23 protein-coding genes are annotated in these 19,400 nt (G+C 75.7%); 17 read left to right on the top strand and 6 right to left on the bottom strand.

Annotated elements, in window-relative coordinates:
- Positions 1 to 14 precede the first annotated feature (14 nt).
- Positions 15 to 680, top strand: a complete 666-nt coding sequence (locus AC0OLQ_RS22945; protein ID WP_484527965.1) for a TcmI family type II polyketide cyclase — start codon at positions 15 to 17, stop codon at positions 678 to 680.
- 104 nt (positions 681 to 784) lie between these two features.
- Positions 785 to 1,468, top strand: coding sequence for a DUF2238 domain-containing protein (locus AC0OLQ_RS22940; protein ID WP_484527964.1), 684 nt, complete (start codon positions 785 to 787; stop codon positions 1,466 to 1,468).
- 9 nt (positions 1,469 to 1,477) lie between these two features.
- On the opposite strand, the gene AC0OLQ_RS22935 is transcribed toward AC0OLQ_RS22940, so the two are convergent.
- Positions 1,478 to 1,645, bottom strand: coding sequence for a hypothetical protein (locus AC0OLQ_RS22935; protein WP_167544461.1), 168 nt, complete (start codon positions 1,643 to 1,645; stop codon positions 1,478 to 1,480).
- A gap of 233 nt (positions 1,646 to 1,878) precedes the next feature.
- On the opposite strand from AC0OLQ_RS22935, the gene AC0OLQ_RS22930 reads away from it, so the two are divergent.
- Together AC0OLQ_RS22930 and AC0OLQ_RS22925 are read left to right on the top strand one after the other, a co-directional pair.
- Positions 1,879 to 2,262, top strand: coding sequence for a DUF1622 domain-containing protein (locus tag AC0OLQ_RS22930; RefSeq protein WP_484527963.1), 384 nt, complete (start codon positions 1,879 to 1,881; stop codon positions 2,260 to 2,262).
- Between the two features lie 31 nt (positions 2,263 to 2,293).
- Positions 2,294 to 2,770 carry a macro domain-containing protein gene (locus AC0OLQ_RS22925; protein WP_484527962.1) on the top strand — a complete coding sequence of 159 codons (477 nt, stop codon included), beginning with the start codon at positions 2,294 to 2,296 and terminating at the stop codon, positions 2,768 to 2,770.
- Positions 2,771 to 2,778: 8 nt separating this feature from the next.
- Here AC0OLQ_RS22925 and ygiD read toward each other — a convergent pair whose 3' ends face one another.
- Positions 2,779 to 3,648, bottom strand: coding sequence for a 4,5-DOPA-extradiol-dioxygenase (gene ygiD, locus AC0OLQ_RS22920; RefSeq protein WP_484527961.1), 870 nt, complete (start codon positions 3,646 to 3,648; stop codon positions 2,779 to 2,781).
- A 132-nt stretch (positions 3,649 to 3,780) separates the two neighbouring features.
- On the opposite strand from ygiD, the gene AC0OLQ_RS22915 reads away from it, so the two are divergent.
- The 6 genes from AC0OLQ_RS22915 to AC0OLQ_RS22890 all read left to right on the top strand — a co-directional run bounded on the left by AC0OLQ_RS22915 (position 3,781) and on the right by AC0OLQ_RS22890 (position 9,367).
- Positions 3,781 to 5,874, top strand: a complete 2,094-nt coding sequence (locus AC0OLQ_RS22915; protein WP_484527960.1) for a heavy metal translocating P-type ATPase — start codon at positions 3,781 to 3,783, stop codon at positions 5,872 to 5,874.
- A 92-nt stretch (positions 5,875 to 5,966) separates the two neighbouring features.
- On the top strand, positions 5,967 to 6,368 hold the full coding sequence (locus tag AC0OLQ_RS22910) for a TOBE domain-containing protein (protein ID WP_484527959.1): 402 nt from the start codon (positions 5,967 to 5,969) through the stop codon (positions 6,366 to 6,368).
- A gap of 11 nt (positions 6,369 to 6,379) precedes the next feature.
- Positions 6,380 to 7,138, top strand: a complete 759-nt coding sequence (modA, locus tag AC0OLQ_RS22905; protein WP_484532409.1) for a molybdate ABC transporter substrate-binding protein — start codon at positions 6,380 to 6,382, stop codon at positions 7,136 to 7,138.
- On the top strand, positions 7,135 to 7,935 hold the full coding sequence (locus tag AC0OLQ_RS22900) for an ABC transporter permease (protein WP_484527958.1): 801 nt from the start codon (positions 7,135 to 7,137) through the stop codon (positions 7,933 to 7,935). Before modA ends, AC0OLQ_RS22900 begins: the two co-directional genes overlap by 4 nt.
- Positions 7,932 to 8,993, top strand: a complete 1,062-nt coding sequence (locus tag AC0OLQ_RS22895; protein ID WP_484527957.1) for an ABC transporter ATP-binding protein — start codon at positions 7,932 to 7,934, stop codon at positions 8,991 to 8,993. Before AC0OLQ_RS22900 ends, AC0OLQ_RS22895 begins: the two co-directional genes overlap by 4 nt.
- A gap of 95 nt (positions 8,994 to 9,088) precedes the next feature.
- Positions 9,089 to 9,367 carry a hypothetical protein gene (locus AC0OLQ_RS22890; RefSeq protein WP_484527956.1) on the top strand — a complete coding sequence of 93 codons (279 nt, stop codon included), beginning with the start codon at positions 9,089 to 9,091 and terminating at the stop codon, positions 9,365 to 9,367.
- A 12-nt stretch (positions 9,368 to 9,379) separates the two neighbouring features.
- Here AC0OLQ_RS22890 and AC0OLQ_RS22885 read toward each other — a convergent pair whose 3' ends face one another.
- Together AC0OLQ_RS22885 and AC0OLQ_RS22880 are read right to left on the bottom strand one after the other, a co-directional pair.
- Positions 9,380 to 11,155, bottom strand: a complete 1,776-nt coding sequence (locus tag AC0OLQ_RS22885) for a sulfatase-like hydrolase/transferase (RefSeq protein ID WP_484527955.1) — start codon at positions 11,153 to 11,155, stop codon at positions 9,380 to 9,382.
- 31 nt (positions 11,156 to 11,186) lie between these two features.
- Complete coding sequence (locus AC0OLQ_RS22880) at positions 11,187 to 12,029, bottom strand: CDP-alcohol phosphatidyltransferase family protein (RefSeq protein WP_484527954.1); 843 nt, start codon at positions 12,027 to 12,029, stop codon at positions 11,187 to 11,189.
- A 92-nt stretch (positions 12,030 to 12,121) separates the two neighbouring features.
- Here AC0OLQ_RS22880 and AC0OLQ_RS22875 point away from each other — a divergent pair, with 92 nt between their 5' ends.
- From AC0OLQ_RS22875 to AC0OLQ_RS22845, 7 genes are all read left to right on the top strand, one after another.
- Entirely contained in the window at positions 12,122 to 13,099 is a 978-nt protein-coding gene (locus tag AC0OLQ_RS22875; protein WP_484527953.1) for a zinc-dependent alcohol dehydrogenase, read from the top strand.
- A gap of 3 nt (positions 13,100 to 13,102) precedes the next feature.
- A complete protein-coding gene (locus tag AC0OLQ_RS22870) occupies positions 13,103 to 13,501 on the top strand; it encodes a 6-pyruvoyl trahydropterin synthase family protein (protein ID WP_484527952.1) in 399 nt (132 codons plus the stop codon).
- A 4-nt stretch (positions 13,502 to 13,505) separates the two neighbouring features.
- Positions 13,506 to 14,543, top strand: a complete 1,038-nt coding sequence (locus AC0OLQ_RS22865; RefSeq protein WP_484527951.1) for a glycosyltransferase family 4 protein — start codon at positions 13,506 to 13,508, stop codon at positions 14,541 to 14,543.
- The gene (locus AC0OLQ_RS22860; protein WP_484527950.1) at positions 14,540 to 15,352 is read left to right on the top strand and encodes an SAM-dependent methyltransferase; all 813 of its coding nucleotides are present in this window, start codon (positions 14,540 to 14,542) and stop codon (positions 15,350 to 15,352) included. The genes AC0OLQ_RS22865 and AC0OLQ_RS22860 overlap by 4 nt, the downstream gene beginning before the upstream one ends.
- 52 nt (positions 15,353 to 15,404) lie before the next feature.
- The gene (locus AC0OLQ_RS22855) at positions 15,405 to 16,382 is read left to right on the top strand and encodes a lysylphosphatidylglycerol synthase domain-containing protein (RefSeq protein ID WP_484532408.1); all 978 of its coding nucleotides are present in this window, start codon (positions 15,405 to 15,407) and stop codon (positions 16,380 to 16,382) included.
- A gap of 69 nt (positions 16,383 to 16,451) precedes the next feature.
- Positions 16,452 to 17,087, top strand: a complete 636-nt coding sequence (locus AC0OLQ_RS22850) for a GTP cyclohydrolase II (protein WP_484527949.1) — start codon at positions 16,452 to 16,454, stop codon at positions 17,085 to 17,087.
- Positions 17,084 to 17,776, top strand: a complete 693-nt coding sequence (locus AC0OLQ_RS22845; RefSeq protein ID WP_484527948.1) for a RibD family protein — start codon at positions 17,084 to 17,086, stop codon at positions 17,774 to 17,776. The genes AC0OLQ_RS22850 and AC0OLQ_RS22845 overlap by 4 nt, the downstream gene beginning before the upstream one ends.
- A 93-nt stretch (positions 17,777 to 17,869) precedes the next feature.
- On the opposite strand, the gene AC0OLQ_RS22840 is transcribed toward AC0OLQ_RS22845, so the two are convergent.
- Both AC0OLQ_RS22840 and AC0OLQ_RS22835 read right to left on the bottom strand, forming a co-directional pair.
- Entirely contained in the window at positions 17,870 to 18,619 is a 750-nt protein-coding gene (locus tag AC0OLQ_RS22840; RefSeq protein WP_484527947.1) for an amino acid ABC transporter ATP-binding protein, read from the bottom strand.
- Positions 18,616 to 19,395, bottom strand: a complete 780-nt coding sequence (locus AC0OLQ_RS22835; protein ID WP_484527946.1) for an amino acid ABC transporter permease — start codon at positions 19,393 to 19,395, stop codon at positions 18,616 to 18,618. The genes AC0OLQ_RS22840 and AC0OLQ_RS22835 overlap by 4 nt, the downstream gene beginning before the upstream one ends.
- Between the last annotated feature and the right edge of the window lie 5 nt (positions 19,396 to 19,400).

Raw genomic sequence — 19,400 nt, 5'->3', positions numbered from 1 at the left:
CCCAAGGAGCAGCCATGGTCTTCCGGAACGTGATCGTCTGCCACATGGTCCCCGGCAGCGACAAGATCGTCGGGGACGTCTTCGGCCACTACGACCAGGCCACCCGGCCCCAGGACCTCGGGGTCATCGGGCGGATCCTGCTGTCCCACCACGACCTCTACATCCACGTCATCGAGCGCGAGCAGGACCCGAGGATCTCCGGCCAGACCCGGGGGCTGCCCGCGTTCCAGAAGATCGCCGAGGCCATCGGCCCGTACGTGACGCCGTACCCGAGGTACTGGAAGAACCCGTCCGACTCGGTAGCCAAGGAGTTCTACCACTGGGCCCCGGAGGGGGAGCCGCCCGCGGACACCACGCTGACCGTGATCGTCGGGCGGATCAAGCCCGGCGCCGAACCGGACGTGGCCCGGGTCTTCGGCGAGTCGGACGCCGGGTCGCTGCCGACCGAGCTGGGCGTCACCGGGCGCTGGCTCTACTCGATCGACGACGTCTACGTCCACCTGCTCGAACAGGAGGCGTCGGCGGCCGAGGCGACCCGCAACAACCACGACGACAAACCGGTCTTCGCGAAGGTGATGCAGGATCTCGCCCCCTACGTCAGCCCGTACCGGCCGGAGGAGTGGCACGGCCCGCAGGACTCGGTGGCCACGGTGTTCTACCGCTGGCAGGCCCGGGACTGAGCCGCGCGGCGGGGGCGTTCGAGGACGCCCCCACCGCCCGCTATCGTCGGCCTCTCCGGACGGCGCCGGGCCGCACCGGGTGAGACGTGAACAGGCGGTCGCCGGTGTCCCGAGCACGCAGATTCGTCCCACCGGCGCTGCTGTTCCTGGTCCTCGCCGCCCTGGTGGCCTCCGGCATCCGGCCGTACGACCGGCTGACCTGGCTGCTGGAGACGGTCTGGGTGCTCGTCGGCGTCCCGCTGGTGCTGGTCACCTGGCGCCGGTTCCCGCTGACCACGCTGCTCTGCTGCCTGCTCGCCGCGCACGCGCTGATCCTCGTGGTCGGCGGCCATTACAGCTACGCCCGCACGCCGGTCGGCGACTGGGCGCGGGAGGCGTTCCACCTGTCCCGCAACCCGTACGACCGGCTCGGCCACTTCGCGCAGGGCTTCGTGCCGGCGATCCTGGTCCGCGAGATCCTGGTCCGCCGGTCGCCGCTGCGCGGCAGCCGCTGGCTCGCCCCGCTGGTGGTCTGCGCCTGCCTGGCGTTCAGCGCCCTCTTCGAGATGATCGAGTGGTGGGCCGCGCTGGCCGGCGGGTCGGCGGCCGACGACTTCCTCGCCACCCAGGGCGACGTCTGGGACACCCAGTGGGACATGTTCCTGGCGCTGGTCGGCGCGATCACCTCGCTGGCGCTGCTCAGCCGCCTGCACGACCGCCAGTTGCCGGCCCCGGCGCCGGCCGCCGCCGCGCCGGGCGCCGCCGCCGATGTCTCGGCGGCCCGGACCGGCCGGTCGCCGGAATCCTGAGCGGGAGGCTCACTCGTCGCCGACGGTCTCCGTCTCGCCGTCGTGCTGGAACTGGGCGGGCAGGTGCTCGTCGGGCTGCGGCGCCTGGGCCAGGTTGTGGTGGGGGTCCCCGTCCGCGGAGTACAGGACGTCGTCGGTCTTCTTGGTCTTCTCCCGGTCCTCTTCCGGCTCCGTCACGTCCGCTCCTCGCAGTCGCCGTCGGTGACCGCCCGCCAGGGTGGCGCGACGGTCGGGTCCGATTCCCACCCTAGGCGCGGCGGCGGGCGGTGGAAGGCGAATGCCGGCGAGGCAAGCCGTCCGGGCGGGCTCGGACGAAAGCCGCCCGCCGGCAGCGGTGATGCGACAGGGTGGTGCTGCGGACGGCCCGTGCGGGGCCGTCGTGGGTGCGGCCGGCGGTACGGGGGTGTCGGGTGCCGACCAGGCAGATCATCCAGCATGTCGGCACGCTCCTGGACCTGGCCGGGGTGCTGGTCATCGCGGTCGGCGTCGCGGTCGCCACGGTGGTCTTCGCGCTGCGCTGGTGGCACACCCGGCAGGTCGTCGACCACTACCGGGCGTACCGGCAGGGGGTCGGGCGGGCCATCCTGCTCGGCCTGGAGCTCCTGGTCGCCGGGGACATCATCCGGACCGTGGCGGTGTCGCCCACCTTCACCAGCGTCGGGGTGCTGGCGCTGATCGTGGCGGTCCGGACCTTCCTCAGCGTCTCGCTGCAGGTGGAGCTGGACGGCCGCTGGCCGTGGCAGGGCAAGGCACCGGTCGGCGGCTCCAGCGTGGGGTCCCGACCGGAGCGCTGAGGTGTCGTACCGTCCGGGCAGGATCGTGGCCGTGACACCGCTCCGGATCATCAAGGGCGACGCGACCAGCCCGCAGGCCAAGGGCCGCAAGGTGATCGCGCACGTCTGCAACGACCTGGGCGGCTGGGGGAAGGGCTTCGTGCTGGCCGTCTCCCGCCGCTGGCCCGAGCCGGAGCGCGACTACCGCGAGTGGCACCGGCACCGGGCCGGTAACGACTTCGGGCTCGGCGCCATCCGCCTGGTGCGGGTCGCGCCGGACGTGTGGGTGGCCAACATGGTCGGCCAGCGCGGGATGCGGCGGGGCAGCGCCGGGCCGCCCATCCGCTACGACGCGGTCGAGCGCTGCCTGTCCGCCCTCGCGGACCAGGTCGACGAGCTCGGCGCGTCGGTGCACATGCCCCGGATCGGCTGCGGCCTGGCCGGCGGCACCTGGGACCGGATCGAGCCGCTGGTGGTCCGCACGCTCTGCGCCCGGGACATCGCGGTGACCGTCTACGACCGGGACTGAACCGGAGTTCAGATGTTGGCGGAGTCTGCCGGCACCCCGCCGGGCAGCGACGGCGCGCCGCTCCCCGGCTGCTCGCCCCGGCCGCGCAGCCCGAGGGTGTACGCGGTCATCGACAGCGACCCGTACGCGTACCCGTCGACCAGCACGTCGGGGCGGTCCCCGGCGGCGCCGGCCAGCCCGGCCAGGTAGAGCAGCGGGATGAAGTGGTCCGGCGTCGGCACCGCGAGGCCGAAGTCCCGGTGTCCGTCCAGCCGGGCCGCCTCGGTCGGCGCGTCCTGGACCGTCTCCCGGGCGGCGTCGTCGAAGCGGCGCGCCCAGTCGAAGCCCTCGTCGGTGAGCCGCGGGTCGACCCCGCCCAGGTTGTGCACCACGTTGCCGCTGGCCACCACCAGCACGCCGCGCTCGCGCAGCGGGGCGAGCCGGGCGCCGAGGTCGAGGTGGTAGTCGAACGGCTTGAACGCGTTGATGCTCAGCTGCACCACCGGGATGTCGGCCTCGGGGAACGCGTGGGTCAGCACCGACCAGGTGCCGTGGTCGATGCCCCAGGAGTCCAGGTCGGCGCCGACCCAGGTGGGGTGCACCACGTCGCTGATCTCCTCGGCCAGCTCCGGTAGCCCGGGCGCGGGGTAGCGCACGTCGAAGAGCTGCTGCGGGAAGCCGTAGAAGTCGTGGATGGTGCGCGGTCGGGGCATCGCGGTGACCGCGGTGGCGCCGATGTACCAGTGCGCGGAGACCACCAGGATGGCCCGGGGCCGGGGCACCGACCGGCCGAACTCCCGCCAGGCGGCGGTGTAGCGGTTGACCTCCAGCGCGTTCATCGGGTTGCCGTGCCCGAAGAAGGCCGCCGGCAGCACCGTCTGGGTGTTCTGCTCGCTCATCTCGCTCCCCGGGCCGGCCGTGCCCCGAGGCTAACCCGCAGGCCTCTCGCGCGTCCGGCCACCGGCCGTGCCGGGCGGGAGAGTTGGCGAATACCCCCTGGGGGTATAGGGTGGCCGCGGAGGTGGAGTTCGATGGAACACGAGCACGGGCACCGCGGCGCGGACCACGACGAGCACGCGGGCCACGACATGCACGGTGGGCACGACAAGCACGCAGGGCACGACAAGCACGCGGGGCACGACCCGGAGCAGTTCCGCCGAAAGTTCTGGCTGAGCCTGGCGCTGACCGTGCCGATCGTGCTCACCAGCCACATGGTCATGGACTGGTTCGGCTACTCGCTGGACTTCCCGGGCGTCCGCTGGGTCGGCCCGGTCCTCGGCACGGTCGTCTTCTTCTACGGCGGCTGGCCGTTCCTGGTCGGCGGCGTCCGCGAGGTGCGCGACCGGGCGCCGGGCATGATGCTGCTGATCTCGATGGCGATCACCGTCGCCTACCTGGCCTCGGTGGCCACCAGCCTCGGCCTGTTCGACCTGGACTTCTGGTGGGAACTGGCCGCCCTGGTCACCATCATGCTGCTCGGGCACTGGCAGGAGATGAAGGCGATCGGGCAGGCCCAGGGAGCCCTGTCGGCGCTCGCCGCGCTGCTACCCGACGACGCCGAACGCCTCGACGACGCCGGGCAGCCGCACCGGGTGCCGGTGCCCGACCTGCGGGTGGGTGACCTGGTGCTGGTCCGCTCCGGTGGCCGGGTCCCGGCCGACGGCCGGATCGTGGACGGGTCCGCCGAGTTGGACGAGTCGATGATCACCGGTGAGTCCCGGCCGGTGCCGCGCGCCGTCGGGGACCGGGTGGTCGCCGGCACCGTGGCCACCGACTCGGCCCTGCGGGTACGCGTCGAGGCCGTCGGTGAGGACACCGCGCTCGCCGGCATCGGCCGGCTCGTCGCCCAGGCGCAGTCCTCCGGCGGGCGCGCCCAGGTGCTCGCCGACCGGTTCGCCGCGCTGCTGTTCTACGTCGCGGCCCTCGCCGGCCTGGCCACCTTCGCGGCCTGGCTGGTGCTCGGCAACACCGACCAGGCCGTGGTCCGTACCGTGACGGTGCTGGTGATCGCCTGCCCGCACGCCCTTGGGCTGGCCATCCCGCTGGTCGTGGCGCTCTCCACGGCGCTCTCCGCCCGCGCCGGCATCCTGGTGAAGGACCGGCTCGCCCTGGAACGGATGCGCACCGTCGACGCGGTGCTGTTCGACAAGACCGGCACCCTCACCAAGGGACGGCACACCCTGACCGGGGTGGCCGCCACCGGCGGGCTGGACGAGAACGGTGCGCTGCGCCTCGCCGGCGCGGTCGAGGCGGACAGCGAGCACCCGCTCGCCCGGGCCCTGGTGACCGCCGCGCAGGACCGGGGCCTGCGAGCCACCGCCCGGGACTTCCGTTCGCTGACCGGCCGGGGCGTACGCGCCACGGTGGACGGCGCCGACTGGGCCGTGGGCGGCCCCGCCCTGCTGCGCGAACTGGGCACCGACGCCCCCGCCGAGCTGACCCGCGCGGCGGAGGACTGGTCCCGGCGGGGCGCCGCGGCGCTGCACCTGGTCCGGCTGCCCGGAGGCGGCCGCCCCGAGGTGGTCGGCGCGTTCGCCCTCGAGGACGAGGTCCGTCCCGAGGCCCGCGCGGCCATCGCCGAACTGCGCGAGCAGGGGGTGAAGAAGATCGTGATGATCACCGGGGACGCCCGGCCGGTCGCCGAGGCGGTCGCCGCCGACCTGGGTTTCCGCCCCGGCGTGGACGAGGTCTTCGCCGAGGTGCTCCCCGCCGACAAGGACAAGGCGGTCACCGAACTCCAGTCCCGCGGGCTGACCGTGGCGATGGTCGGCGACGGGGTCAACGACGCTCCCGCCCTCGCCCGCGCCGACGTGGGTGTGGCCATCGGCGCCGGCACCGACGTGGCGATCGAGTCGGCCGGGGTGGTGTTGGCGAGCTCCGATCCGCGCGGCGTCACCGGCGTGATCCGGCTGTCCCGGGCCTCGTACCGGAAGATGCGGCAGAACCTGGCCTGGGCGGCCGGCTACAACGTGGTGGCCATCCCGCTCGCCGCCGGGGTGCTGGGCTGGGCGGGCATCGCGCTCAGCCCGGCCGTCGCCGCGGTGCTGATGTCCGCCTCCACCATCGTGGTGGCGCTCAACGCCCAACTCCTCCGCCGGGTCCGGCTCACGCCGGCCGACGGCTGACGCAGCTACGGCCGACGCGGCCCCTCGCTCCTGGTGGATGCGAGGGGCCGCACCGCTTCACAGCCGCATCTGCGGACCGCTAGGGTGGCCGCGTGACGGTGTTCCGGATCGGCGAGGCCGCCGAACTGCTCGGGGTCAGCGCGGACACGGTCCGCCGCTGGATCGACGCCGGGCGGCTCCCGGCCGTCCGGGACGAGCACGGTCACCGGGTGCTCGACGGGGCCGACCTGGCCGCGTTCGTCCGCGCCCCGGGCCACCCCGAGCTCTCCTCGGCCCGCAACCGGCTGCGCGGCATCGTCACCGCCGTCGTCAAGGACACCGTGATGGCCCAGGTCGACATCCAGGCCGGGCCGTTCCGGATCGTGTCGCTGATGAGCCGCGAGGCGGTCGACGACCTCGACCTCCAGGTCGGTTCGGTCGCCGTCGCCGTGATCAAGTCGACCACCGTCGTGGTGGAGCGCGCGCCCGCGCCGAAGGGAAGGACCAACCCGTGACCGCACGGTGGATGCGTGCCGCGCTGGCCGGGCTGGTCGCGCTGACCCTGGCCTCGTCCGGCTGCGGCGCCGGCGACGACGAACCGGCCGGCGGCACGGTGACCGTCTTCGCCGCCGCCTCGCTCACCGAGTCGTTCGCGAAGCTCGGCAGGGACTTCGAGGCCGCGCACCCGGGCACCCGGGTCGTCTTCAACTTCGCCGGCAGCTCGGCGCTCGCCACCCAGATCACCCAGGGCGCGCCGGCCGACGTGTTCGCGGCCGCCTCGCCGGCCACCATGAAGGCCGTCACCGACGCGGGCGACGCGGCTGGGACGCCGGCCGTCCTGGTCCGCAACCAGCTCGTCATCGCCGTACCCGAGGGCAACCCCGACCGGGTCGCCGGCCTGGCCGACCTGGCCCGCGCGGGGGTGAAGGTGGCGCTCTGCGCCGAGCAGGTGCCGTGCGGGGCGGCGGCGAAGTCGGCCCTCGACGGGGCCGGCGTGCGGCTCACCCCGGCCACCCTGGAACAGGACGTCAAGGGCGCGCTGGCCAAGGTGAAGCTCGGCGAGGTCGACGCGGCGCTGGTCTACCGCACCGACGCGCGCGCCGCCGCCGGGCTGGCCGCCGTCGAGTTCCCCGAGTCCGCCCGGGCGGTCAACGACTACCCGATCGTGGTGCTGAAGCACGCCGGCAACCCGGCCGGGGCCCGGGCCTTCGTCGACCACGTCCGCTCCGACGCCGGTCTGGCCGTGCTCACCGCGGCCGGGTTCCAGGCCCCGCCGAACCGGTGAGCCGATCCACGCGCCGCCGGCAGCGGGTGCCGCTGGCCCTGCTGCTCCCCGCCGGGCTCGGGCTGCTTTTCCTCGTCCTGCCGCTGGCCGGGCTGCTGGTCCGGGCGCCCTGGACCACGCTGCCCCGGCAGCTGGCCGAGCCCGGCGTGCTCACCGCGCTGCGGCTGTCCCTGGAGACCGCCACCGCCGCCACGCTGCTCTGCGTCGCGCTCGGCGTACCCCTGGCCTGGCTGCTGGCCCGGGTGCAGTTCCCCGGCCGGCGGTTGGTCCGCGCGCTGGTCACCGTGCCGCTGGTGCTGCCGCCGGTGGTCGGCGGGGTGGCGCTGCTGCTGGTCTTCGGCCGGCGCGGGCTGCTCGGGTCCTGGCTGGACGCCACCTTCGGGGTGACCCTGCCGTTCACCACCGCCGGGGTGGTGCTGGCCGAGGCGTTCGTCGCCATGCCCTTCCTGGTGATCGCCGTCGAAGGCGCGCTGCGCGGCGCCGACCCCCGCTACGAGGAGGCGGCGGCCACCCTCGGCGCCGGCCGCTGGACCACCTTCACCCGGGTCACCCTGCCGCTGGTCGCCCCCGGGGTGGCGGCCGGCGCGGTGCTCTGCTGGGCCCGCGCGCTCGGCGAGTTCGGCGCCACCATCACCTTCGCCGGCAACTATCCGGGGCGGACGCAGACCATGCCGCTCGCCGTCTACCTGGCGTTGGAGACCGACCTGCAGGCCGCCATCGTGCTCAGCCTCATCCTGCTCACCGTCTCGGTGGCCATCCTCGCCGCGCTGCGCGACCGCTGGGTCGGTGTGACGTGACCACCCCACCCCTGCTCGACGCGCACCTGGTCGCCGACCGAGGCGCCTTCCACCTCGACGTGCGGCTGCACATCGGCGCCGGGGAGGTGCTGGCGCTGCTCGGCCCGAACGGGGCCGGCAAGACCACCGCCCTGCGGGCCCTCGCCGGGCTGCACCCGCTCAGCGCCGGGCACCTCACCCTCGGCGGCGCCGACCTCGACCGTCCCGACCGGCGGGTGTGGACCCCGCCCGAGCGGCGCCCGGTCGGCGTGGTGTTCCAGGACTACCTGCTCTTCCCGCACCTCAGCGCCCTGGACAACGTGGCGTTCGGGCCGCGCCGCCGGGGCGCCGACCGGCGGGCCGCCCGGGCCCGCGCGCAGGACTGGCTGGACCGGGTCGGCCTGGGCGGGCAGGCCCGGCACCGGCCGCGCCAGCTCTCCGGCGGGCAGGCCCAGCGGGTCGCGCTGGCCCGCGCGCTCGCCGTCGAGCCCACCCTGCTGCTGCTCGACGAGCCGCTCGCCGCGCTCGACGCCCGGACCCGGCTCGACACCCGCGCCGAACTCCAGCACCACCTCGGCGCGCACCCCGGCGCCACCCTGCTGGTCACCCACGACCCGCTGGACGCCCTGGTGCTCGCCGACCGGCTGGTCATCGTCGAGCAGGGGCGGGTGGTCCAGGAGGGGGACGCGGCGACCGTCACGGCCCGCCCCCGCACCGACTACGTGGCCCGGCTGGTCGGGCTCAACCTGCACCGCGGGCACGCCGACGGGCACAGCGTCACCGTCGGCGGGCTCACCCTCACCACGGCGGACACCGTGCGCGGGGAGGCGTTCGTCGCCTTCCCGCCGGCCGCCGTCGCGCTGCACCCCACCCGCCCCGACGGCAGCCCGCGCAACGTCTGGCCGGCCACCGTGACCGGGGTGCAGCGGCACGGCGACAACCTGCGGGTCCAACTCGCCGGGCCGGTCCCCGTGGCCGCCGACGTCACCCCCGCCGCGGCAGCCCACCTCGGGCTGCGCCCGGGCCAGCCGGTCTGGGCGGCGGTCAAGGCCGCGGAGACCCGGGCGTACCCGGCGTGACGCGGACCGCTCGCAGGTCCACCCGCGCTGGTGAAAGGTTTGACGTCGGCCCGGCCGGTCACTGAACAGGGGAGCGACACGAAGGGGGGAACGGGGTGCCCGAGACGACACGGATCCGATCCAGTCAGGACGCCGTCCTGCCGGACGACGTCACCGACCCGCTGCTGTGGCGCACCGCGTACGACGTGGCCGCCGCCCACCAGCCCGACGCGACGGGACGCTGTCCCAGCCTGCTCTGTGCCGGCCGGAGCGCGCCCTGCGAGCCGATGGTCAACGCGCGCCGGGCCATGCGGCTGGCCCGGGGCGGCGCGCGGCGCGCCGGGTTCCGGGAGACCACCGGCCGGACGGCCCGGGACCGGCGCCGGGCGGCCTGAGCCGGACGGCGGTCAGTGAGCGGGGGAGAAGGCGGTGAGGAAGCGGTCCCGGAAGGCGTCCATCCGCCACACCGGGGCCTGCGGGCCGGGGCGCAGCCCGTCCTGCCAGCCCCAGCCGGCGACCCGGTCCAGCACGGCCGGGTCCTTGGCCACGATGGTGATCGGCACGTCCCGACCGGCGCCCTCCCCGGTCACCGAGGCCGCCGGCTGGTGGTCGCCGAGGAAGACCAGCACCAGGTCGTCCCCGCCGTAGGTCAGCACGTACGACACGAGGGTGCCGAGGCTGTACTCGATGGAGTGCCGGTAGTCGGCGCGGACCTGGTCGGCGTCCCGCTGCACGATGTCCCGGCTGCCGCCGGTGCTGGTGGACGCCGTGTGGAAGATGGTGCCGTCGCCGACCGCGTCCCAGGGCACCGGCTTCGGGATGGCCGACCAGGGGGAGTGGCTGGAGACCAGCGGCATCTCCGCCATCACCGGGGCGTGCGGCCGGTCCCGCTCCAGCCGCTGGAAGGTGGCCAGGGTGTACTGGTCGGGCATCGGCGCGTAGCTGAACTTCGGGCCCTGGTAGGCCAGCTTCTCCGCGTCGTAGTACCGGTCGTAGCCGAAGAACCTCCCCTCCGGCCAGGGTTGGGTGGCGGCCGGCAACACCCCGACGGTCTGCCAGCCGGCCCGGTGGAACGCGCCGTTGAGGGTGAGCCGGTCGCCGGCCAGCAGGTCCCGGTGGCGTTGGTCGTTGTCGATCCAGAGCCCGGAGAGCAGGGTGGCGTGGGCCAGCCAGCTGCCGCCGCCGAAGGTGGGCGAGGTGAGGAAGCCGCTGCGGGCGTCGTACCCGGCCGCGCGCAGCCGGCGGTAGCCGTCGTCGAGCACCGCGTTCACGCCCGGGGCGAGTGCCGGGTCCTCCACGGCGTTCCGGCCGTAGCTCTCCACGAAGGCGACCAGCACGTCCTTGCCGCGCAGCCCGGTCAGCAGCCGGTCGCCGGGCACGTCCCGGTACGCGTCGGCCGTCAGCTCCCCGGCGAACGCGGCCCGGTCGCGCAGGCCGGCCCGGACCTGGCCGACGTGCGACGCGACCAGGGTGGTCGCCGTCCGGTCAGCGACCGGCACGCCGGCGGCGCGTACCCCGAACAGGGCGCAGCCCAGCCAGAGCACGGCCAGCGCGGCGACCACCCGGACCGCGCCGGTGCGGTGCCCGGCCAGGACCCGGGCCAGCCGCCGCGCCGCGAGGGCCACCAGCACCGGCAGGCCGACCACGAGCAGCACCACGCCGGCCGCCGCGGCGACCGCGCCGGCCCGGCCGGCCGAGTCGGTGAGGTAGCCGAAGCCGTCGTCGAACAGGCCCCAGTCGAGGAGCACGTCGAACGGCCGGTCCCGGGCCACCCAGAAGCCGGTGTCCAGCAGCTTGAGCACGGTCAGCAGGCCCAGCGTCAGGCCGAGCGCCACGGCGACCGGCCGGCGGGCCCGGGTCGGCAGGCCGAGCAGCAGGGCCACCGCGACCAGGGCCTCCACCGGGAGCCGCAGCACCGCGCCCGGCCCGGCCTCGGCCAGCCGGTCCGGTGCGACCAGCGCCGCCGCCACCAGCAGCGCGGCCAGCCCGGTGAGGACCGCCCCGGCCGCCCGACGGGCACGGGAGGCTTTGCGCGCCGGGCCGGCGGTGCCCGCGTCGGACACCGCCGCGTCGCCCGTTGGCGTGGCGTCCTCCGGCGTGCCGGGCGTCGGCGTGGACGCCTCGGTGTCGAGGGCGGGGGTGGGCGGCCCGGCAGGCCGGCGGAGACGGGTACGCAGTGACACGGGGGCGTCCTTCGGCGAGGGGAGGGAGGGGTCAGACCGGCTGGTGGGCGACGATCCGGACGGCGACCGGCATCGGCCGGCCGGGCGGGACCGGCCCGACGTGCAGCGCGGGGAGCGCGGTCGCGGCGGGCAGCGCGGGTCCCACCGCCGGTACGAGTTCGACGGCCGGGACGGGTCGGACCGCCGGGGCGACCGGGCGGTGCCGCCACAGCCAGCGCACGTCGCGGCCGAACGACTCCACCAGCAGGGCCAGCGCGCCGGCGACCAGCGCCCCGGTCGCCGCCGGGGGCAGCAGCCCGCTCGCGGCCACCGCGAGCACCACGCCCTGCGCCGCCGCGACCACCTTGCGCCAGTATCGGGACGGCAGCGTCCCGCGCATCCAGGGCAGCGGCCAGCTCGCCGCCACGAAGGCGTACCGCATCCCGCCGATCACCAGCACCCAGGTGCCCACGGAGGGGACAAGGTGGACGCTGAGCGCCAGGAGCAGGAAGGAGTCCACCTCCATGTCGAAGCGGGCGCCCAGGGCGCTCACCGTGCCGGTGCGCCGCGCCACCCGGCCGTCCACCGCGTCCAGCGCCAGCGCCACCACGGTGAGCGGGACCAGCACGGCCACCGGCGCCGGCCCGCCGTCGACGACCAGGGCGAGCACCCCGCCGACCAGCAGCGCCCGGGCCAGCGTCACCCGGTCGGCCGGACCGAGCCGGTCCGCGCCGGCCGCCCGCAGGCCGCGCCGGAGCAGCCCGCAGAGCACCCCGGCGTACGCCAGGCCGGCGAGCCAGCCCGCCACGCCGAGGCCCACCGTGCCGGCGAGCCCGGCCAGCAGGACGAACTGCACGATCAGCCCGATCGACGGGCCATTTCGAACCGTGGACACCCTGCCTCCGTGTCTATGATCGACAACCCTGCCAGTCATCACGGGAAAATCGGCCGTCCGGTTCGGTCCGGATGCGGAAAAGAGGAGAATTCGTGACCGGTGACGCCCGCGCCTTCTGGCTGCGCGCCCCTGGCGAGGGTGAGATCCGCCCGGTCGCGCTCGCCCCGCCCGGCCCCGGCGAGGTGCTGGTCCGCGCCCGCTACTCCGGCGTCAGCCGGGGCACCGAGACCCTCGTCTTCAGCGGCCGGGTCCCCGCCGACCAGTACGCCACCATGCGCGCCCCGTTCCAGGAGGGCGACTTCCCGGCCCCGGTGAAGTACGGCTACCTGAGCGTCGGCACCGTCGAGGCGGGACCGGCGGAGCTGCGCGGGCGTACCGTCTTCTGCCTGCACCCGCACCAGACCGCGTACGTGGTGCCGGCCGACGCCGTGGTGGTCGTACCCGATCCGGTGCCGGCGGCCCGCGCGGTGCTGGCCGGCACCGTGGAGACCGCGGTGAACGCGCTCTGGGACGCCGCGCCGCTGGTCGGCGACCGGGCCACCGTGCTCGGCGGCGGCATGGTGGGCTGCTGCGTGGCCGCCGTGCTGGCCCGCTTCCCCGGGGTCCGCGTGGAGCTGGTCGACGCCGACCCGGCCCGGGCCGAGGTGGCCGCGGCGCTCGGCGTCGACTTCGCGCTGCCCGCCGACGCGGCCGGCGACCGGGACCTGGTGGTGCATGCCAGCGCCAGCGCCGAGGGGCTGCAACGCGCCCTGGACCTGCTCCGCCCGGAGCGCAGCGTTCTGGAGCTGAGCTGGTACGGCGACCGCCCGGTCACCCTGGCCCTGGGCGGTGCGTTCCACTCGAAGCGGCTCGGCATCCGCAGCAGCCAGGTCGGCACCGTGTCGCCCCGGCGCGCGGACCGGAGCTACGCCGACCGGCTGGCGGTGGCCCTGGACCTGCTCGCCGACCCGGCGTTCGACGCGCTGCTCACCGGCCCGTCCCGCTTCGCGGACCTGCCCGACGTGCTGGACCGGCTCGCCTCGGGCCGGCTCCCCGCGCTCTGCCAGCTCATCACCTACGAAGAGGAGTGACCCGTGTTCAGCGTCACCGTCCGGGACCACATGATGGTCGCCCACAGTTTCCGTGGCGAGGTGTTCGGCCCGGCCCAGCGGCTGCACGGCGCGACCTTCGTCGTCGACGCCACCTTCCGCCGGCCGGAGCTGGACGCCGACGGGATCGTGGTCGACATCGGCCTGGCCACCGAGCAGCTCAAGGCCGTGCTCGGGGCGCTCAACTACCGCAACCTCGACGACGAGCCGGACTTTTCTGGGGTGAACACCACCACCGAGGTGCTGGCCCGGACGGTCGCCGACCGGCTGGCCGAGGCCGTGCACGCCGGGCGGCTCGGCGAGGGGGCGCGCGGCCTGGCCGGGATCACCGTCACCCTGCACGAGTCGCACGTCGCCTGGGCCAGTTACGAGCGGTCGCTCTGACCGGATGACCGTCGTGCACGTGGTGCTGCCGGGCGACATCGACGACCCGGCGAGCCCCAGCGGCGGCAACGGGTACGACCGGCGGGCCTGCCACGAGCTGGCCGCGCTCGGCTGGACGGTGCGGGAGCACCCGGTGCCGGGTGGCTGGCCGCACCCGGCGGCGGCGGACCGGGCCGCGCTGGCGGGGGTGCTCGCGGCGCTGCCCGACGGCGCGGTCGTGCTGCTCGACGGGCTGGTCGCCTCGACCGTGCCGGAGGTGCTGGCCCCGCAGGCCCGGCGGCTGCGCCTCGTCGTGCTGGTGCACCTGCCGCTCGAGGACGAGGTCGAGGCCCGGGCGCTGGCCGCGGCGACCGCCGTGGTGACCACCAGCGCGTGGACCCGCCGCCGGCTGCTCGACCGCTATCCGCTCGCCGCCGACCGGGTGGCTGTCGCCCCGCCCGGCGTCGACCCGGCGCCGGTCGCCCCCGGCTCGCCGGCCGGCGACCGGCTGCTCTGCGTCGCGGCGGTCACCCCGCTCAAGGGGCACGACGTGCTCGCCGCCGCCCTGCACCGGGTCGCCGAACTGCCCTGGACCTGCGACTGGGTCGGCCCGCTCACCCGCGACCCGGACTTCGTCGCGCGGCTGCGCCGGCAACTCGCCCACGCCGGCCTCGCCGGCCGGGTCCGGCTGGCCGGCCCGCGCACCGGGGCCGACCTGGCCGCCGCGTACGCCGCCGCCGACCTGCTGGTGCTGCCGTCCCGCCGGGAGACCTACGGGATGGTGGTCACCGAGGCGCTCGCGCGGGGCGTACCGGTGCTGGCCAGCGACACCGGCGGCCTGCCCGGGACGCTCGGGCGCGGCCCGGACGGCGACCGGCCCGGCCTGCTGGTGCCCCCGGCGGACCCGGCCGCGCTGGCCGACGCGCTGCGCCGCTGGCTCACCGACCCGGACCTGCGGGACCGGCTGCGCCGCGCCGCCCGGCAGCGGCGGGACACCCTCACCGGCTGGCCGGTCACCGCGCACCGACTGGCGGCCGCCCTCAAGGAGGCCACCGCGGCATGACCACCTCCCTGCTACCCCCCGACTTCGCGGACTGGCTGCGGCTGCGCGAACCCGCCGACGCGGCCGCCCGCTCCGCCGACCTGGTCGACGCGCTGCGCGCCCGGCTGCCCGCCGACCGGCCGCTGGTCGTGCACGACCTGGGCAGCGGCACCGGGTCGATGGCCCGCTGGCTCGCCCCGCGGTTGCCCGGCCCGCAGCGCTGGGAGCTGCACGAGCGGGACGCCGACCTGCTGGCGCTGGCCGCCGCCGGGGAGGTCGGCTCCGCCGACGGCCACCCGGTCACCGTGCTGGCCCGGGGCTCCGACATCACCCGGTTGGCGCCCGCCGACCTGGCCGACGCCGACCTGGTCACCGCCTCGGCGCTGCTGGACATGCTCACCGCCGAGGAGGTCGAGCGGGTGGTGGCGGCGTGCGTGGGCCACCCCTCCCTGTTCGCGATCACCGTGCTGGGCCGGGTGCGGTTCACCCCCGCCGATCCGCTCGACGCCGCGTTGGAGGCCGCGTTCAACGCCCACCAGCGGCGAACGGTCGACGGTCGCGCCCTCCTCGGGCCGGATGCCGTGGACGTCACCGTGGCCGCCTTCCGCCGCCGGGGCGTGCCGGTGCGGATCCGGTCCAGCCCCTGGCACCTCGGTCCCGAGCAGGCCGCGCTGACCGCGGAGTGGCTGGTCGGCTGGCTCGACGCGGCCGTCGAGGAGCGGCCGGAGCTGGGCGGCGTGGTCGGGGCGTACCGGGAGCGGCGGCTCGCCGCGGCGGCGGACGGCCGGCTGCGCGTGGTGCTGCACCACGCCGACCTGCTGGCCGGGTGAACCGTACCGGCCGGCGACACGTGACAAGGGATGGACCGAGGGAGGACCGCTGCTGTCACACGCCGCCGTCGCCGGGCCCGTCCCGGCCGCCGCGCCCGCGCCGGCCCGGTCGCTCTGGGCCTGGGCCCGCCCGCTCGCCGGGCTCGCCGTGCTCGCCGCGCTGGTCTGGTCGATGGGCGCCGGCCCGTTCCTGGCCGGGCTGCGGCTGATCGACGCGCCGGCGCTCGCCGCCGCACTCGGCATCGGCGCGGTCACCACGGTCTGCTGCGCCTGGCGCTGGTCGCTCGTCGCCGGCGGGCTGGGCGTACGGCTGCCGCTGCGGGCCGCGGTCGCGCACTGCTACGGGGCGGTCTTCCTCAACTCCACGCTGCCCGGGGGGGTGCTCGGCGACGTGCACCGGGCGGTCCGGCACGGCCGGGACGCCGGGGACGTGGCCCGGGGTGTTCGCGCCGTGCTCTGGGAGCGCACCGCCGGCCAGGTGGTCCAGCTGGTCATCGCGGTGGCCGTGCTGGCGGCGCTGCCGTCCCCGGTCCGCCCGTACCTGCCGGCGGTGGCCGCCGGGCTGACCGCCGCCGCGCTGGCCCTGGCGCTGGCCGCCCGGGCCGTGCCCCGCTCCGGGGTGTCCCGCTGGGCCCGGGCGGCGCGCACCGCGGTCGCCGACGTCCGGGCCGGCCTGCTCGCCCGGCGCACCTGGCTCGGCGTGGTGGCGGCCTCGGCCGTGGTGGTCGCCGGCCACCTCGCCACCTTCGTGGTGGCGGCGCGCACCGCGGGCGCCGACGCGCCGCTGTCCCGGCTGCTGCCGCTGACCCTGCTGGCCCTGCTCGCCATGGGGCTGCCGACCAATGTGGGCGGATTCGGGCCGCGCGAGGGGGTGGCCGCCTGGGCGTTCGCCGCGGCCGGGCTCACCGCCGCGCAGGGCGTCGCCACCGGCACGGTCTACGGGGCGTTGGTCCTGGTGGCCAGTCTGCCGGGGGCCGCGGTGCTGCTGGTCCGCCGGCGTCCGGCTCCGGAGACCGGCGACTGTCGGTGATCCCGCCTACGGTGTTGGTGCGAGGTGTGCGTTGCCGGCACGTCCCGGCAGCCCGGACTGAGGAGAAGCATGGACGAAACGCTGCCCACCGCGACGGTTCGGACCCAGGTCACGGTTCCCCTGCGGTTCCCCGACGGGTACGTGACCACCGCCCGGGTGCACTCCTTCCACGGCCTGGTCGACGGTCGCGAGCACCTCGCGATCGGGCTCGGTGAGCGGCGGGACCCGGAGAGCTCTCCACCGCTGGTCCGCCCGCACAGCGAGTGCCTGACCGGCGACGTGTTCGGCAGCCAGCGGTGCGACTGCGGCCCGCAGTTGCGCGAGGCGGTCGAGCGGATCGCCGACGCCGGCGGCTACCTGCTCTACCTGCGCCAGGAGGGCCGGGGTATCGGCCTCTACGCCAAGCTCGACGCGTACGCCCTGCAGGACGGAGGGCTGGACACCTACGAGGCGAACGTGGCGCTCGGCCGGGGCGCCGACGAGCGCGACTACACGGTGGCCGCGCAGATGCTCGCCGCGCTCGGCGTGACCCGGGTGGCCCTGCTCAGCAACAACCCGGACAAGGCCGCCCAGCTGGAGCGGCTGGGCGTCACGGTGGTCGACCGGGTGCTCACCGGCGTGCACCTGTCCCCGACGAACGCGGGCTACCTGGCGGCCAAGGTGGCACGCGCCGACCATGCCCTCGACCTGCCCTTCGTGCCGTGACCGGCCGGCCGTACGTGCTGCTCAGCTGCGCCATGTCGATCGACGGCTACATCGACGACGCGACCGGCGAGCGGCTGCTGCTGTCCAACGACGACGACCTGGACCGGATCGACGCGGTCCGGGCCGCCTGCGACGCGATCATGGTGGGCGCCGCCACGGTCCGCCGCGACGACCCCCGGCTGCTGGTGCGCAGCGAGCGGCGGCGGGCCGAGCGGGTGGCCCGCGGCCTGCCCTCGTCCCCGGCGAAGGTGACCGTCACCGCCAGCGGCGACCTCGACCCCACCGCCCGGTTCTTCACCATGGGCGACGGACCGAAGCTGGTCTACTGCCCGCGCGGTGTGGTGGAGAAGACCCGGGAGCAGGTGGGCGCGGTGGCCACTGTGGTCGACGCGGGTGACCCGGTCACCCCGGCCGTGATCCTCGCCGACCTGGCCGGGCGCGGCGTCGACCGGCTCATGGTGGAGGGCGGCGGCACCGTGCACTGCCAGTTCCTCACCGCCGGCGTCGCCGACGAGCTGCACCTGGTGGTCGCGCCGTTCTTCGTGGGCGACCACCGGGCGCCCCGGTTCGTCGGGGAGGGCGCCTTCCCGTGGCACCCGGGCCGCCGTGCCCGGGTCGTCGAGGTACGCCAGATCGGCGACGTCGTGCTCACCCGCTACGCCCTCTCGGACCGCTGCCCCGCGGCCTGAGCCGTCGGCCCGCCGAGGTGGCGGCATCCAAGGCGCCCGGACCCGCCACCTCGGCGACCCGGAGGACGAGGGCGCGGGGCCGGGCGGTCGGGGTCACAGCACCTGGGACAGGAAGCGACGCAGGCGTGGGTGCTCCGGGGCCTCGAAGACGGCGGCCGGCGGGCCGGCCTCCAGCACGACGCCGGCGTCCATGAAGGCCACCGTGTCGGCCACCTCGCGGGCGAAGCCCATCTCGTGGGTGACCACCACCATGGTCATGCCGGCGGCCGCGAGGTCGGCCATCACCCCGAGCACCCCCTTGACCAGCTCCGGGTCGAGCGCCGAGGTGGCCTCGTCGAAGAGCATCACCTGCGGCCGCAGCGCCAGGGCTCGGGCGATGGCCACCCGCTGCTGCTGCCCGCCGGAGAGCTGCGCCGGCCGGGCCTCGGCCTTGTGGGCCAGCCCGACCAGGTCGAGCTGGGCCCGGGCGACCTGCACCGCCTCGTCCTCGGGGAGCTTCTTGAGCTTGCGCAGCGCGAGGGTGAGGTTGCGCAGCACGGTCATGTGCGGGAAGAGGTTGAACTGCTGGAACACCATGCCGATCCGCTGGCGCAGCGCGTCCGGGTCGTCGCCCAGCACGCTGCGCCCGTCGAGCAGCACGTCACCACGGTCCGGCTCGATGAGCCGGTTGATCGTCCGCAGCAGCGTCGACTTGCCGGAGCCGGACGGGCCGATCACGCAGGCGGTCCCGCCCCGGGCCACCTCCAGGTCGGCGCCGCGCAGCACCCGGTGCCGACCGAAGGCGAGGTGCACGTCCCGGACGGCCAGGCTGACCGAGGTGGCGGTGGCGGTGGCGGTGCTCATCGTGGGTCCTTTCCGGCCGGAGCCGGCGCGCCGGCGGGGTCGAGTTCGACGTCGTGGTCGGGGGCGGCCACCGTCCGGCCCTGCCGCAGCCGCCGGTCGATCCAGTTGACCGCGTGGGTCAGCGGCACGGTCAGCACCAGGTAGCACAGGCCGGCCAGCAGCAGCGCGGACTCGTTGCCCGTGGTGGCGGCGTAGTCCTGGCCGATCCGGAACAGCTCCCGCTGGCTGGCCACCAGGCCGAGGAAGTAGACCAGGCTGGAGTCCTTGATCAGCGCGATGAGCTGGTTGACCCAGGCCGGCAGCACCCGGCGAACGCCCTGGGGGACGATGACCAGGCGCATCGCCTCACCCCAGGAGAAGCCGAGCGCCCGGGCCCCCTCCAGCTGGGCGGCCTCTACGCTCTGGATGCCGGCGCGGAAGATCTCGCCGATGTAGGCGGCCGCGATCAGGGACAGCGCCAGCACGCCGAGCGGGTACGGGTTCGGGCCCCACACCTGCATGCCCAGCGGCGCCAGGCCGACGCCGATGAGCAGGATGGTCGCCGCCGCCGGCAGGCCGCGGAACACGTCGGTGTAGACCCGGGCCGGCCACCGCAACCAGCGGGTACGCGAGATGCCCGCGACGGCCAGCAGCATGCCCAGCACCGAGCCGAGCAGGGCGGCGGAGACCGCCAGGATCAGCGTGTTGGGCAGCCCGACGGTCAGCATCTCGGGCAGCGCCTCGCGCATGGAGTCCCAGTCGAAGAAGGTCTCCCACAGGGTGCTCAGTGGATCCATGTCTC

This window comes from Micromonospora sp. Utrum1 (assembly GCF_057197805.1).
Note: the sequence above shows the minus strand (reverse complement) of the source record. Positions and strands in the feature narration are given on the sequence as shown.

Excerpts from the sequence above, each read along its gene's own strand:
- AC0OLQ_RS22945 (WP_484527965.1), top strand. The coding sequence starts at position 15 with ATGGTCTTCCGGAACGTGATCGTCTGCCACATGGTCCCCGGCAGCGAC.
- ygiD (WP_484527961.1), bottom strand. The coding sequence starts at position 3,648 with ATGAGCGAGCAGAACACCCAGACGGTGCTGCCGGCGGCCTTCTTCGGG.
- AC0OLQ_RS22915 (WP_484527960.1), top strand. The coding sequence starts at position 3,781 with ATGGAACACGAGCACGGGCACCGCGGCGCGGACCACGACGAGCACGCG.
- modA (WP_484532409.1), top strand. The coding sequence starts at position 6,380 with ATGCGTGCCGCGCTGGCCGGGCTGGTCGCGCTGACCCTGGCCTCGTCC.
- AC0OLQ_RS22865 (WP_484527951.1), top strand. The coding sequence starts at position 13,506 with ATGACCGTCGTGCACGTGGTGCTGCCGGGCGACATCGACGACCCGGCG.
- AC0OLQ_RS22860 (WP_484527950.1), top strand. The coding sequence starts at position 14,540 with ATGACCACCTCCCTGCTACCCCCCGACTTCGCGGACTGGCTGCGGCTG.
- AC0OLQ_RS22850 (WP_484527949.1), top strand. The coding sequence starts at position 16,452 with ATGGACGAAACGCTGCCCACCGCGACGGTTCGGACCCAGGTCACGGTT.
- AC0OLQ_RS22840 (WP_484527947.1), bottom strand. The coding sequence starts at position 18,619 with ATGAGCACCGCCACCGCCACCGCCACCTCGGTCAGCCTGGCCGTCCGG.
- AC0OLQ_RS22835 (WP_484527946.1), bottom strand. The coding sequence starts at position 19,395 with ATGGATCCACTGAGCACCCTGTGGGAGACCTTCTTCGACTGGGACTCC.